The organism is Bacillus sp. EKM202B, from assembly GCF_011066025.1.
GTDB lineage: Bacteria > Bacillota > Bacilli > Bacillales > Bacillaceae_G > Bacillus_A > Bacillus_A toyonensis.
The window spans coordinates 22,069-37,305 of record NZ_JAAMNK010000038.1 but is presented as its reverse complement, the minus strand read 5'-3'; the positions used below and the strand labels follow the sequence as shown (position 1 = coordinate 37,305).

The window sequence follows — 15,237 nt, the reverse complement described above, 5'->3', positions numbered from 1 at the left end:
AGTTAGTTTGTCTAGCATCTAAAAATAAAAATTGACGTTTCACGTTGTTTGTTTCGTTCAGTTTTCAAAGAACTACTCGGTCGCTCATTTGCGACTTCCTTATGTTAACATTTTCGTTTTTCGATGTCAACTAAGTTTTTCAATTTCTTTCTTGTCGTTTTCTGCGTTTTCGCATCAGCGACGTTTATTAATATATCACGCAGTATATATGGGGTCAATACTTTTTATAAAAAAATTTCACATCCCGTTAAGGAGTTAAAAAACCTTTGATAACCATCATTATTTCCGTTTGTTCTTCATTCCTCCTTATTTCATATCTTATCGCTTTAACATAATCTCCAGCGAATGAAGATTCTAAATTTTGTGTTATATTATTATTATAGGAGTGTGGTGAGAATGAGCATTAAATATTCAAACAAAATCAATAAAATTCGGACCTTTGCATTAAGTTTAGTATTTATCGGCCTCTTCATTGCATACTTAGGTGTCTTTTTCCGCGACAACATTATTATTATGACAACATTTATGATGGTTGGTTTTTTAGCTGTTATCGCTAGTACTGTCGTTTACTTTTGGATTGGTATGTTATCTACAAAGACTATACAAATCATTTGTCCAAGCTGCGATAAACCAACAAAAATGCTCGGTCGTGTCGACGCATGTATGCATTGCAATCAACCTTTAACACTTGATCGAAATCTAGAAGGAAAAGAATTTGATGAGAAATATAATAAGAAGAGCTATAAATTATAGGGATATAGGGTACAGTTCTATTTACAAATCTAAAGAAGTTTCAACTCATTAAAAAGTCGATTTCTTAACCAAGAAATCGACTTTTTAATTTTTCCTTATTAAACTGAAGTTCCCGTTAGTTTAATAAGGAAAAAGGCTATTGGAAAAACGATGCCTTTCATATCGCTTACTGTCTTCTTCTAAAATTTATTATGTCTATTTTCTCGATATTACAGTAAACATCCCCGTCATGTTGGGTGAGTAATCTTTAAAATTATATTTTTCATAGAATGACGTTTTACCTTCTGATGCAAACAAACCAACAAACGCTTTATCCGGTGCAGTCTGATTTAAGTATTCAACTAAAGCACTCATTATTTTCTTTCCAATACCATTCTTTTGATAATCTGGATGAACCACTATATCTTGAATATAGAAATAGATAGCCCCATCACCAACAATTCTCCCCATACCCACAATTCGATTATTATCATTGACTGTGACGCAGTAAATAGAATTTTGAAGTGATGTTTCCACCACTTCAAAATTCATATAATTAGTCCACCCGACAGAGTCACATAAATACTTGTATTCTTCCAATGTTGGAATGTTATTTTTAATCTCATATGTTTTCAAAGCGCATCCCCCAAGATGTTATTTTCACTACATAAAATCTATTCGACGCAGTTTTATCTAACCCTCTTACTAACTTAACTTGCTCTCATGGGCCTTTCCACTTAACGCTGAAATTCCAAATAAACATAAGATACCTTTATATAATAAAAAAAGAGGCTGACGTAACCGTCAGCCTCTTTTTTTATTATATATTACGCCTTATGACACTCTGGACAAACGCCATAAATTTCTAAGCGATGACTATTAATAACGAAGCCTGTCGTTTTCGCAGCTTCCTCTTCAAGCTGTTCCAATCCTCCATAAGGAAAATCAACAATCTTACCACATTTTTCACAAATCACATGATAATGTTGACTTGTAACATAATCAAATCTACTTGAAGCGTCTCCATAAGTTAATTCCTTTACAAGTCCAACTTCTTTAAATACACGTAAGTTATTATAAACAGTTGCAACACTCATATTTGGAAACTTACCTTCTAATGCTTTATAAATGTCATCCGCTGTTGGGTGCGTCATAGATTCCACAAGGTACTCTAAAATAGCATGACGCTGTGGAGTAATGCGTACACCCGTATTTTTCAGCATTTCTAGCGCTTCTTTTAATTCTTCTTTGACCACCGTCATGCACCCCGATTCTATACGGATTATTATTTTATAATTCTTATAAAGAGTGTACTCCTTTTCTTATAAATCGTCAATATTTCTACTATAAGTATGTGGTTTATTTTTGTATATAGCCTTATTCTTATGTATCTTTCCCCAGTTTCTATACATTTACATAGAAAAAAGTGCGACATAATCGCACTTGGAATACTATCATCTGAGGAGGTATGCCCTACACTTCCACTTTATGTAAGACGATAAAATATGTATAGACACTTGCCTTACTTCTATATATTTTACCTCCACTATAGGTTTACTTTATATAAGAAAGAACGTCCTCGGTATGCCCTTTTACTTTTACCTTACGCCACTCTTTTACAAGTTCACCGTCTTTATTAATAAGAAATGTCGAGCGTTCGATTCCCATATACTCTTTCCCGAAGTTCTTTTTCAATTTCCAAACATCGTACAATTCTGCCACTTTATGATCTTCATCTACTAAAAGTGTAAATGGAAGTTCATGCTTCTCAATGAATTTCAAATGTCTATTCGCTGAGTCAGGGCTTACACCAAGAATAACCGTATCCTTCTCTTGAAATAATCCATATGCATCACGAAAATCGCATGCTTCTGTTGTACACCCTGGAGTCATATCTTTCGGATAAAAATATAGAACTACATTTTTCCCGCGAAAGTCAGCTAAGCGAACTTGTTCTCCGTTACTTCCTTCTAACGTGAATTCCGGTGCCATTTCTCCTACTGTAATCATTATTATCACTCCTTATTGTTTCTTTTACTATATCAAATGCGATCTTATTTTTCATTGTCTATTACAGACCTCATCACAAAAGCAAACGGTAATGTATATCCAATTAGTGCTTCTCCGATTGCAATCCATCTCCCTATTCCAATCGGAGCTATATCACCATATCCAACGGACAATAAAGTGACTGCACTAAAATATAAACAAATTTCAACAAGCTGAAAAGAATGAGCGGTCAACCTTTCACCATCTTCTTTCAAAACTGTAAAACCCATTTCCTCTAATACAACATAACTTAATCCAAATGCAATCAGTACTGTTGTATAAATTAAAAATAACGAGGCTAAATTATATAACGAAAAGAAACGTTTTGAATCTGAATACGAACTCCATAATAATTGGACACTTCTTAAAATAGCTACTGCTGCAATTAATAGAATAAATCCCCATAACATGTCCTCCACCTCATTTTATATGTATGAAATGGGCGGCTGATTTATCCCTTTGAAACGAACAAGCTTCTATAATTAATTCCCCGCACCACGATATCGTTTTACCCCTTGATTCCAGAGAGTAATTGCAATAGTAAAGCAAATGACACCAACAATTGGCGTTGCAAATGCATAGCTATTCCACTCTGTTTTTCTTAAGAAGTACGCCGCTGGGTATACTCCAACAAATGCAAATGGTAAAACAAACGTTAAAATGAAACGAATTACACGGTTATAAATATTAACAGGATAGCGGCCATAATTACCTATGTTATACATAAGCGGCATAATGGAACTTTTCGCATCCGACCAAAAACCAAGGCTCGCAAGCGTAACAAATATCCCGCCATACACAAGCGCTCCTCCTCCTACCATCAGTAAGAATAGGAAGAAATCATACCAGTAAAAGGATAAATTTAGTTCCACTGCTGCGTATCCCATTACAATAATTCCTGTAACCGCTCCAATTAAAGATTCAAGTTCCATTCTTTCTAATATAATTTGAAATAAGCTATGAATTGGTCTCGTCAATACACGATCCATTTCACCTTTAATAATGTAACGATCATTAAAGTCCCATATGTTAAAGAATGCTGAAAAAATGGCAAACGGTACTAAAAAGAAACCATAAATAAAGATGACTTCTTCTCGGCTCCATCCTTTTAATGCTTGTGTATGCCCAAATACTACGAGAATAAAGATTAAATTAACCGCTTGTAGTGATAAATCCGAAAGTAATCCGACGATAAAATCGCCTCGATACTCTAATTTAGTTTTTATATATTGGCTTGCGTATTGCAAAAATAATTTTATATATAGCATCCTATCATCCCCCTTGTACAATTAGACGTTTTCTCGCCGTTTTCCACATGAGTACAATTGGAATAATAAGTATAATTACCCAAATTACTTGAAATAACAAAGCTTCATATAACTCACTTCCCTGTATACCTTCAGAGAAAATCATACTCGGAATATAACTAATTGCTTGAAACGGTAAAAACACCATTGCTTTTTGGGCCCATAATGGATAAAAACTAATCGGTAATAATAAACCAGAAAATAAATCAATCACAACACGTTTTGCATACATAATTCCACTATTATTAAATAAGAAGAATGTAAGCATTCCCGTCATTAAGTTTATTTGTGTATTAATGATAAAGCTAAATATTAACGATAAGAAGAAATATAACCACGTTTGAAAATTCGTTGTAATTTGTAATGAAAATAACAAAGTAACGATGACCATACCTGGGATTGAAAAGAACGCAAAACGAAATATCCCTTCGCCAAGACCTTGCATAACTTTCATTCCTAAATAGTTATATGGACGAATTAGTTCTACCGCCACACGCCCTTCTTGAATCTCCATCGCAATTTCTCTATCTATATTATTGAAATAAAAAGCACGTGCCATCCATGCGATCGCAATATACGTAGTCATTTGCGAAATAGATAAACTTTCAATATTCTCTTTCCCGCTATAAATCGCTTGCCATAAAAAATAATACGCACCGATATTAATCGTATAAATTAAAATCCCGCTGTAATAATTTGTACGATAAGCAAGCATCATTAAAAAGCGAATGCGAATCATTTCAATATACTTACCCATGCTTAATACCTTCTTCATAAATGTTACGAATTATTTCCTCTGTAGACACTTCGTTAATTTTTAAATCTTTAATTTGAAAAGCTTGTACTACTTTAGAAATAAGCATTGAAATAATAATTTCTTCATTCGGTATTTTTGCAACCCACGCATTTTCCTCTTTCGCTTTTGACCAAACGACTTGACTATCTGGCATAACCATCGATAACATCTGATAAGAAACTGGAGCGACAAATTGAAAATGGATTTCCTTCTCTGCTCCCCACTGTGTGCGAAGGTTATTTAAAGAACCGTCATACATAATATTTCCTTCATCCAGCATGATAACGCGCTCACATAAAGCTTCAATGTCAGTAATATCATGTGTTGTTAATAAAATTGTTGTTTTATAACGTTCATTCATCTCTTTTAAGAATTCACGTATTTTCAATTTCACAAGAACATCTAGCCCTATTGTTGGCTCATCTAAAAATAGTAACGGTGGATTATGAATTAATGCTGCCGCTAATTCACAGCGCATCCTTTGGCCAAGAGATAACTTTCGGACAGGCTTATCTAATAAAGGACCAATATCTAACGTTTCGATTACGTGCTCCATATGTTCCTTATACTGAGTGTCTGAAACACCGTACACTTTCTTCAATAAACGAAACGATTCTTGTACCGCAATATCCCACCAAAGCTGAGAGCGCTGACCAAAAACAACACCAATTGTTCTCACAAATTCTTCTCTTTGTTTATGTGGATTCATTCCGTTCACCGTGATTTGCCCTGAAGTCGGAGTCAAAATCCCTGTAAGCATTTTAATCGTCGTTGATTTACCAGCACCATTCTCACCAATATAACCAACCATTTCACCTTGCTTCACAGTAAAAGACACATCATTTACTGCTGGTACTATTTTATAATTACGATTTAATAAATCGCGAAATGCACCCTTTAATCCCGGACGACTTGAATAGGCTGTAAACTCTTTACGTAACCCTTGTACCTCAATTACCGATTTCATAATCGGACCCCCTTCCTAAATGTCACAACGAATAGTTTACCCAACTGCTCCTTCTATCACAAACAATACGTCTTTTCTAAAAACATGTTAGAATAATACATAGATTTTTGTAAGGAGATGAATTGTAGTGAATTTCACGAAATCAGAAGCATTACATAAAGAAGCTTTAGAACATATCGTTGGTGGTGTTAATAGTCCTTCTCGTTCTTTCAAAGCAGTTGGAGGCGGTTCTCCCGTTGCAATGGAACGTGGAAAAGGTGCTTATTTCTGGGATGTAGATGGAAATAAATATATCGATTATTTAGCAGCATACGGTCCTATTATTACTGGACATGCTCACCCCCATATAACAAAAGCAATTACAACAGCTGCTGAAAATGGTGTACTATACGGAACGCCAACAGCACTAGAAGTAAAATTTGCAAAAATGTTAAAAGAAGCAATGCCTGCATTAGATAAAGTCCGCTTCGTAAACTCTGGTACAGAATCCGTTATGACAACCATTCGTGTTGCCCGCGCTTACACTGGTCGCACAAAAATTATGAAATTTGCTGGTTGTTACCACGGTCATTCCGATTTAGTACTTGTAGCAGCTGGTTCTGGCCCTTCTACTCTTGGAACTCCTGATTCAGCTGGTGTGCCACAAAGTATTGCACAAGAGGTTATTACCGTTCCCTTTAATAATGTAGAAACTTTAAAAGAAGCGTTAGATAAATGGGGACATGAAGTAGCAGCTATCCTTGTAGAGCCAATCGTTGGAAACTTCGGTATTGTAGAGCCTAAACCTGGATTCCTTGAGAAAGTAAATGAGCTTGTCCATGAAGCTGGTGCATTAGTAATTTATGATGAAGTTATTACTGCTTTCCGCTTTATGTACGGTGGTGCTCAAGACTTACTTGGCGTAACACCAGACTTAACTGCACTTGGTAAAGTTATCGGCGGCGGACTTCCAATTGGCGCTTACGGTGGTAAGAAAGAAATTATGGAACAAGTTGCCCCGCTTGGACCTGCATATCAAGCTGGTACAATGGCAGGAAATCCTGCTTCTATGGCATCTGGTATCGCTTGTCTAGAAGTTCTTCAACAAGAAGGCGTATACGAGAAATTAGATGAACTTGGCGCAATGCTTGAAAAAGGAATTTTAGAGCAAGCTACAAAACATAATATCGATATTACAGTAAACCGCCTAAAGGGTGCATTAACTGTATACTTCACGACAAATACAATTGAAGATTACGATGCAGCCAAAAATACAGATGGTGAAATGTTCGGTAGATTCTTCAAACTTATGCTCCAAGAAGGTATTAATTTAGCACCATCTAAATATGAAGCATGGTTCTTAACGACAGAACATACACAAGAAGATATCGAATATACAATCGAAGCTGTTGGAAGAGCATTTGCTGCTTTAGCAGACAATAAATAATACTGTCATTACAAGGAAAAAAGAAAGGTTACCTTTCTTTTTTCCTTTTTTCTATTTCATAAATCCCGCATTAATAGTATAATTATTCATAATTATCTGTTTTATATTCTTTTAGATCGTTATTATCTCTGTGTACAAGGTGATTTACACCTTAAATAGTAAGATTATTCAATCTTTTAAAAGAGGGGGGATTGACGGATGCTCAATAAAAAAAATACATGGACACCGTCTTTATTTCGAGATTATAAAAATGCAGAACATGATGCGTGTGGAATCGTTTCCGTTATGGAAAAAAGAAAAATTCCTACAAAAGAAAATATCGACCTTTGTATACAATCACTAATCAAAATGAACCATAGAGCTGGTTTCATCAATGGCGAAGGCGATGGTATTGGAATCCATATTGATTTACCAAAAGTACTTTGGAACGAAAAATTGAAAAGTAGCGGATATAATCCAACGATTGTGGATCATCCCCACTTTATCGTTGGACATTTTTTTCTAAACAAAAAAGAAAATATTGTTGACTTAAAAAATTACATTCGTACGCAATTAAACAATGAAAACTTTACTATTATTTTCGAAAGTGATGATGTAATAAATTCCGATGCACTCGGTCCACTTGGTAAACAGGAAGAACCTTTATTTTGGCAAGTTGCCCTTATCGCTGAAAATGAAGTTAAAAGTATTGAGCAAACATTATTTGCTGTAACGATAAAAATAGAGGAAAACGAAGCGATTCACGTTGCTTCATTAAGTCGTGATCATGTTGTATATAAAGTTCTAGGTGCTGGAGATACACTTGTTGCCTATTACAACGATTTACAACACCCACTTATCGCTTCAACTATGACATTAGGACATAATCGCTATTCTACTAATACATTATCTAATTTTTTTCGTGTACAACCATTTAGCATTCTCGGACATAATGGTGAAATTAATACAATTGCCAAATTACGTGATCAAGCCGAAATGATTCATGTACCACTAACGGCAGGGGGAAGTGACTCCCAAGATTTAAACCGCACCTTAGAGACTCTTCTTGTTCAATATAACTACAGCTTATTTGAAGCGATGGATATACTATTCCCACCAATTATTAATGAAATAAAACTATACGAAACAAACTTACAAAACTTATACACTTATATAAGAGAAGCTTGGGGACATTTCGCACAAGGACCAGCTGGCATTATTTCACGCTATAAAGATGAAGCTGTATTCAGCGTCGATTCCCTTGGCCTACGACCAGTATGGAAAGTAGAAACAGAAAGCTCTTATATTTTCTCTTCTGAACCTGGAGTTGTATCACCAACCGAATATGTAGAAGAACCGAAACCACTCGCTCCTGGAGAAAAGGTCGGATTAAAATGGAATGAACAAGATGAACTTGTTCTTTATGAATACGACAAATACCAAATTGAAGTATATAATCGTTTCCAAAAACGAATCGATGTTAACAATTATCATTTAAACTTATCTATCCCTGAAGCGAAAGAAATCCAAGGATTATGTGATTCTGTTCAAGTTGAAACGAAACAGTACGTTTCTTTCGGGTGGGATCGAGAGCATATTCAGCTCCTTGAACAGATGGCAACAAAAGGAGTTGAGCCAATTCGGTCACTTGGTCATGACTCGCCACTTGCTGCACTCGATACGGATAGACGAAATATTGCTGACTTTATTAAGGAAAGTGTAGCCGTTGTTACAAATCCAGCAATCGATCGCGATCGAGAGGTCGAACACTTCTCCACACGGACGATACTTGGAGAGCGTCCAAGTTTATTAAGCGGCGCTAAACAGCCATTTGTAGTTGAGATGCTTTCACCAATTATTTTAGAAGGAAGTGTTGCACAATCTATCGCAGAGGAATTGCACACAATTACGTACGAACAACTTATACAGTTGTTCGTTACACATAGTTCTATCGCTACAATTTCTGCCACCTTCAGTCCGTTAGAAACTTTACAATGCGCATTAAATCGAATTAGTTCCGAAGCGATAGCTGCCGTTAACAATGGTGCTTCCCTACTATTATTAGATGACGCAAAAGCTCATCTAAATGAACAGTTATGGATGGATCCACATTTAGTTACCGCTAAAGTACATCAAGTATTAAGTGAAAATAAATTACGCAGAAACTGTTCTCTCGTTATACGTTCTGGTGCCCTTCGTTCCTTACACGATATCGTCACACTATATGGATTAGGAGCAGACAGTATTAATCCATATTTATTGTTCGCGACCGTAAATGATGGATCAAAAACACCAATTATGAATCTGTATAATGCACTTAATAAAGGACTAGAGAAAGTCATTTCAACAATTGGAATTCATGAGTTACGTGGTTACGGCCGCCTCTATTCCTCTATCGGATTACATGAGGAAATCGCAAATATATTACAAATTACGAATTTCTTCGGTTCAAATGATTTAGCTTTTTCACTTGAATCGCTTGCTAAAGATGCGAAATCGCGGGCAAATGATTATAACAACCCTAAAATTAGAATGCGAAAATCATTTCATATATTCCCACGGATTTGGAAAGCAATTGGTGATGTTGCAAAAGGAAATTCTTATGATGATTACCGCGAAAAGTTAAGTGAATTAGAAGACAATAATCCGATTGCAATCAGACACCTTGTTCAAACGAAACAAACAAAGCATGTCGTTCCGGCTGAAGAAGTGTCTATTAGCATTCAAAATCATGATTTACCGTTTATTATTAGTTCCATGTCATTCGGTTCTCAAAATGAAATTGCCTTTCGTGCATATGCAGAAGCTGCCGATCAGCTAAATATGATTAGTTTGAACGGTGAAGGCGGCGAAATTAAAGATATGATTGGCAAATACCCAAATACACGTGGACAACAAGTTGCATCTGGCCGATTTGGAGTAAACGCTGAACTACTAAATTCATCAAATTTAATTGAAATAAAAATCGGTCAAGGCGCAAAACCTGGCGAAGGCGGACATTTACCAGGTTCTAAAGTAACCGCAAAAATTGCTGAGGCACGTAACGCTACAATTGGATCAGATTTAATTTCGCCTTCTAACAACCATGATATTTATTCGATTGAAGATTTAGCTCAAATGATTACAGAAATTAAAACGGCTAATCAACTTGCAAAAGTAGCCGTAAAAGTCCCTGTCGTTCCTAACATTGGAACAATTGCTGTCGGTATCGCTAAAGCTGGCGCTGATTTTATTAACATTAGCGGATTTGACGGCGGAACAGGGGCTGCACGTATTCATGCATTACAACATGTAGGTCTTCCAGTAGAAATCGGTGTTAAAGCTGCTCACAACGCTCTACTAGAAGCAGGTATGAGACATAAAGTAGAAATTTGGGCAGATGGTGGTATTCGAAGTGTAAATGATGCCTTAAAAATCATGCTTCTTGGAGCAAACCGTATTGGGTTTGGTACATTATCAATGATTGCCATCGGCTGTACAACTTGCCGTGGTTGTCATCTAGATACTTGCCACGTTGGAATTGCAACACAAATTGAATCTGAAGCACAAGCGAAAGAACACGGATTACGCCGCTTCGTCCCGCGCGAATTAGAAAGCGCAGTTGCTGGCCTATTAAATTTATTCACCACTTTCGGTTTAGAATTAAAACGGTTAACAGGGCAACTCGGTTATACAAATTTACAAGAAATTGTCGGGCGTTCCGATTTATTAGAACAAGTTCGAGGTCAAGATTTGTTAGAGTTATGTAATTTACTACAAACGATAGAAAATTCAACTGTTACAACAAGAGTATCTGTGGAAGAAAAACAATTTGAAACAGTGCATTCTCCTCACTCAAAAGAATTAGTAGGAGTTGGCGTAGAACAACGAGTTATGGGCGGTTTAGAATCTTGTTATCGCGTTCGTAGTAAATTATATGAAGATACAAAGCTTGAACCACTTACATTAAAGTATACAAATGGCTCTGTTCCTGGAAATGGATTAGGTGCTTACAATAGTGAAAACTTATTTATACACGTAAATGGCGGCGCACAAGATGGCATTGGCAAAACTTCATTTGGCGGTGGCATTTATATAACGAAAGCAAAAGGTAAAAATGGAACATATTATAATGGGTCTGTCGGAAAAGGATTTGGATATGGTGCACAAAAAGGTGCATTATACGTGCAAGGTAATGCCGACGCTCGTGCTGGTATTCGCCTTTCTGGAGCAGACATGATAATTGGAGGGAGAATGACAAAACCACTCCGTGAAAAAGAGCAAGGAAATATAGGATCATACTCGAATATTAAAGGTTTCGCTTTTGAATATATGACAAATGGGCGGGCTCTTGTTTTAGGAGATCCTGGTCCATGGATCTGTGCTGGTATGACTGGTGGTGTTGTTTATTTACGTCATGATTCAAACTTAGGTTTAACAGAAAAAGCCTTAAAAAGAAGAATCGCAAAAGGTGCAAATGTTACATTACAATCAATTAGTAAAAATGGTGTGCAAGATGTAACTGAACTATTGCTAGATTATATTCGTGTATTAAATGAGCATGAGCAATATGAGGAAGTTGCTTTGTTAACCCCGTTACTAGATGATATGCAGCAGCAATTTTTTGAAATTATCCCGAAAAAGGAGCAGGCTGATCCATCTATCTCAACTGAGTGATATATACCATTTTTATTTTCAATAAAAAATTGACGAAGTATACTTCTCATAGTAATCTATAGTAACAATTTGAAACCTGCTGAAATTCAGCAGGTTTTTTTACTAAAAATTAATGTTTAAAAAGAATTAGGAAAAAATTATAAAGTGAAACTTTAATCAATGGTGGTTTTGTTCATCCCCCACTGATTATGAGCCCACACCAATCGGGCATTTACGGGCAGCCCGACTCCCACCTAACTCCTTTGCTCTAGCCGAACTTTGAGGTAGGAGTTCTACTGCCCGCAAATAGCGGGATAAATGAATCTTAATTTCTTTTTTTATATCACTAAAATATCACTTGCTAACATATTGTAATGAATGTATAGTATCATGTTGTACATTCATTATGACAAGAGAAAGGATCTTATTAAGGGTATGAAACTTGGTGCTCGCATTTTAAAAACGGGTATTGCCATTACATTAGCTTTATTTGCTTGTATTTTACTTCACTTACCGAGTCCGGTATTTGCGGGAATCTCAGCTATATTCGCTGTTCAACCGTCTGTATATCGTTCGTATTTAACTGCACTTGAACAAATTCAAGCAAACGTAATTGGTGCGGTATTCGCTATCGTATTTGCTACTGCTTTTGGACATAATCCTTTTATTATTGGATTAACATGTATATTAGTAATTGCTCTTACATTACAATTACGATTAGAAAACACAATATCAATTGCTTTAGTAACAGTTATCGCCATTATGGAGTATCAAGGCGAAGATTTCTTTAGTTTTGCCTTACTTCGCTTTGCGACGATTATGATCGGAATTATTGCGGCTTCAGTTGTAAATTTAGTGTTTATGCCGCCAAAATACGAAACAAAGCTTTATCATCGTATCGTTGATAATACAGAGGAAATTGTGAAATGGATTCGAATGAATAGCAGGCAAGCTTCTGACTTTACAACGTTAAAAACTGATATTGATCGTATGAAAGAAAAAATGATCAAACTAAACCATTACTATTTGCTGTATAAAGAAGAAAGAAGCTACACGAAAAAAGTACAGTTCGCAAAAATTCGTAAGCTCGTTTTATTCAGACAAATGTTAGCGACGACAAGCCGTGCTTTAAGTACGTTAAAATCATTACATCGCACTGAAAATGAACTGCGCTATATGCCAGAAGAATTTCAGGAATCTATTCAAAACGAACTTGACTCATTAACGCATTATCATGAACAAGTTTTATTAAAATTTATTGGTAAAGCAAAGAAACAACAATCCGTTGAGATGCTTGATGAAGTTGAAACAGGTAAGCAAGAATTAATTGATATCTTTATGGAGTATCAAAACAAAGATGATGAGGAAGCATATAAAACATGGTTACATCTATTCCCTCTTATTTCTTCAATTATTAATTATAGTGAAGAAGTAGAGCATTTAGATTTACTTGTGGATAGCTTCTACACATACCATAAACCAGAAACAGAACTCCAAATCGACGATAAAAAAGAAGACGAATAAAAAACAGCTCCTTTTACGCTAAAGGAGCTGTTTCTGTTATATTTTGAAGTTGATATAAATTGTAATAGAATCCCCTTTTTTTCATTAACTCTTCATGAGAACCTGTTTCTTTAATTTCACCATCTTCAATGTAAATAATTGTATCAACATGCGTAATCGTTGCTAATCGATGTGCAATTATAATCGTCGTCCGATCAGCAGCTAACGTTTGAAGTGCCTCTTGAATATACCGTTCGTTTTCTAAATCTAAAGCAGAAGTTGCTTCATCTAATATAAGTAACGATGGATTCTTTAGAAATACTCGCGCAATTGCTACACGTTGCCTTTGCCCACCAGATAACTTCACACCACGTTCTCCAACAACAGTATTGTAACCATCTGGTAACTCTATAATAAAATCATGAATTTGCGCGGCTTTGGCTGCTGCAATCACTTCTGTCTCTTTAGCTTTCGGATTTCCATATAAAATATTAGCTCCGATTGTATCGCTAAATAATAAATTATCTTGCAGTACAATTCCAATATGGCTACGTAAATTTCTCATATCATACTTTCTTACATCTATCCCATCTACATAAACTGACCCTTCCGAAACATCATAGAAACGCGGAATTAAACTAGCAAGAGATGACTTTCCTCCCCCACTCGCTCCTACAAGTGCTACCTTCTCTCCTGGCCGCATAGTTAATGACAAGTTATGTAATATCTCTTTTTCATCTGCATTATAACGAAAAGACACATTATCAAATACAATTTCTCCATTTAATTTTTTCGCTTGTACCGCATTTGGCACATTAACAATATCGTACTTTTCATCTAACAGTTCAAACACTCGATCCATTGAGGCGAAAGATTGCGTTAATGTTGTAGATGAATTAACAAGGCGGCGAAGCGGACTATATAAACTATCCATATAACCAACAAAAGCAACCATAGTCCCTAGCGTTAACTGACCTTGAATTACTTCATATGCTGCAAAACCAATGACAAGTAACGGGCCTAAATCAGTTAAAGTATTTACTGCCGAAAATGTTCTCGCCGTCCAACTTGTATGCGTTAATGCTTTCGTTAAAAATTCATTATTTCTTTTTTCAAACTGCTTACCCTCATACTCTTCTAATGCAAAGCTACGCGTCACTTGCATTCCTTGAATGCGTTCATGTAAATAACCTTGCATAGTTGCTAACGCTTGTGAACGTTCTTTCGTCAATTTTCGAAGACGTCCGAAAAAATATTTCACCGCAACAACATAAATAGGTAAAATCAATAAAGCAACAAACGTTAACTTTATGTTCATAGAAAACATAACAATAATAGCAATCGCAATTGTCGCAGTATCTAACCAAACATTCATTAAACCGGTAATTACAAAATCCTTCGTTTGCTCTACATCATGGATTACACGTGAAATAAGCTCTCCTGTTTTTGTATTCGAATAATAACGCAAGCTCAATTTTTGCAAGTGACCAAAAATATGTTTCCGCAAATCATATAGTATTGTATTCGCGATACGTTGCGCGAAATATTGACGATAATATTCAATCGGTGGCCTTAATACTGCAAAAATAAAAAAGGCTATCCCAATCGCCGTTATTAATTGGGACGTTTTATCTTGAAGTGAACCCCCACCTTGGATTACATCGTCGATAATATACTTTAATAACCATGGCATAATAAGCGGGATACCGAACTTAACTAGACCGATAACAATTGTACTAGCAATAAGCCATCTATATGGTTTAACAAATTGTAAATATCTTTTTATACCTTGCACATAATCCCCCCTCTAATAGGACAAACCTGCCGGGAAATCCCCTGCAGG

General features: G+C 35.9%; 12 protein-coding genes. 4 read left to right on the top strand and 8 right to left on the bottom strand.

The annotated features are described in order from the left end of the window. Positions 1 to 396 precede the first annotated feature (396 nt). Positions 397 to 753 (top strand): YgzB family protein, encoded by a 357-nt coding sequence (locus G9F74_RS26355; protein ID WP_000025051.1) that lies wholly within the window; start codon positions 397 to 399, stop codon positions 751 to 753. 195 nt (positions 754 to 948) lie between these two features. On the opposite strand, the gene G9F74_RS26350 is transcribed toward G9F74_RS26355, so the two are convergent. From G9F74_RS26350 to G9F74_RS26320, 7 genes are all read right to left on the bottom strand, one after another. After that, positions 949 to 1,368, bottom strand: a complete 420-nt coding sequence (locus G9F74_RS26350) for a GNAT family N-acetyltransferase (RefSeq protein ID WP_016107481.1) — start codon at positions 1,366 to 1,368, stop codon at positions 949 to 951. Between the two features lie 191 nt (positions 1,369 to 1,559). Beyond that, on the bottom strand, positions 1,560 to 1,988 hold the full coding sequence (gene perR / locus G9F74_RS26345; protein WP_000237831.1) for a peroxide-responsive transcriptional repressor PerR: 429 nt from the start codon (positions 1,986 to 1,988) through the stop codon (positions 1,560 to 1,562). 298 nt (positions 1,989 to 2,286) lie between these two features. Continuing rightward, positions 2,287 to 2,742, bottom strand: coding sequence for a thioredoxin-dependent thiol peroxidase (bcp, locus tag G9F74_RS26340; protein WP_000633719.1), 456 nt, complete (start codon positions 2,740 to 2,742; stop codon positions 2,287 to 2,289). 44 nt (positions 2,743 to 2,786) lie between these two features. After that, positions 2,787 to 3,191 (bottom strand): potassium channel family protein, encoded by a 405-nt coding sequence (locus tag G9F74_RS26335; RefSeq protein WP_000964354.1) that lies wholly within the window; start codon positions 3,189 to 3,191, stop codon positions 2,787 to 2,789. Between the two features lie 72 nt (positions 3,192 to 3,263). Next, positions 3,264 to 4,049 carry an ABC transporter permease gene (locus G9F74_RS26330; protein WP_000965746.1) on the bottom strand — a complete coding sequence of 262 codons (786 nt, stop codon included), beginning with the start codon at positions 4,047 to 4,049 and terminating at the stop codon, positions 3,264 to 3,266. A 4-nt stretch (positions 4,050 to 4,053) separates the two neighbouring features. Next, positions 4,054 to 4,845: an ABC transporter permease gene (locus tag G9F74_RS26325; RefSeq protein WP_016107480.1), complete on the bottom strand. Its 792-nt coding sequence runs from the start codon at positions 4,843 to 4,845 to the stop codon at positions 4,054 to 4,056. Further along, positions 4,838 to 5,851, bottom strand: a complete 1,014-nt coding sequence (locus tag G9F74_RS26320; RefSeq protein ID WP_000843664.1) for an ABC transporter ATP-binding protein — start codon at positions 5,849 to 5,851, stop codon at positions 4,838 to 4,840. Before G9F74_RS26320 ends, G9F74_RS26325 begins: the two co-directional genes overlap by 8 nt. A gap of 127 nt (positions 5,852 to 5,978) precedes the next feature. Here G9F74_RS26320 and hemL point away from each other — a divergent pair, with 127 nt between their 5' ends. The 3 genes from hemL to G9F74_RS26305 all read left to right on the top strand — a co-directional run bounded on the left by hemL (position 5,979) and on the right by G9F74_RS26305 (position 13,415). After that, on the top strand, positions 5,979 to 7,277 hold the full coding sequence (gene hemL, locus G9F74_RS26315) for a glutamate-1-semialdehyde-2,1-aminomutase (RefSeq protein WP_001011872.1): 1,299 nt from the start codon (positions 5,979 to 5,981) through the stop codon (positions 7,275 to 7,277). 198 nt (positions 7,278 to 7,475) lie between these two features. Then, positions 7,476 to 11,912: a glutamate synthase-related protein gene (locus G9F74_RS26310; RefSeq protein WP_016107479.1), complete on the top strand. Its 4,437-nt coding sequence runs from the start codon at positions 7,476 to 7,478 to the stop codon at positions 11,910 to 11,912. Positions 11,913 to 12,326: 414 nt separating this feature from the next. Continuing rightward, entirely contained in the window at positions 12,327 to 13,415 is a 1,089-nt protein-coding gene (locus G9F74_RS26305; protein ID WP_000765783.1) for an aromatic acid exporter family protein, read from the top strand. Positions 13,416 to 13,428: 13 nt separating this feature from the next. Here the strand turns inward: G9F74_RS26305 and G9F74_RS26300 are convergent, their stop codons facing one another. Beyond that, complete coding sequence (locus G9F74_RS26300) at positions 13,429 to 15,189, bottom strand: ABC transporter ATP-binding protein (protein ID WP_016107478.1); 1,761 nt, start codon at positions 15,187 to 15,189, stop codon at positions 13,429 to 13,431. Positions 15,190 to 15,237: the final 48 nt, after the last annotated feature.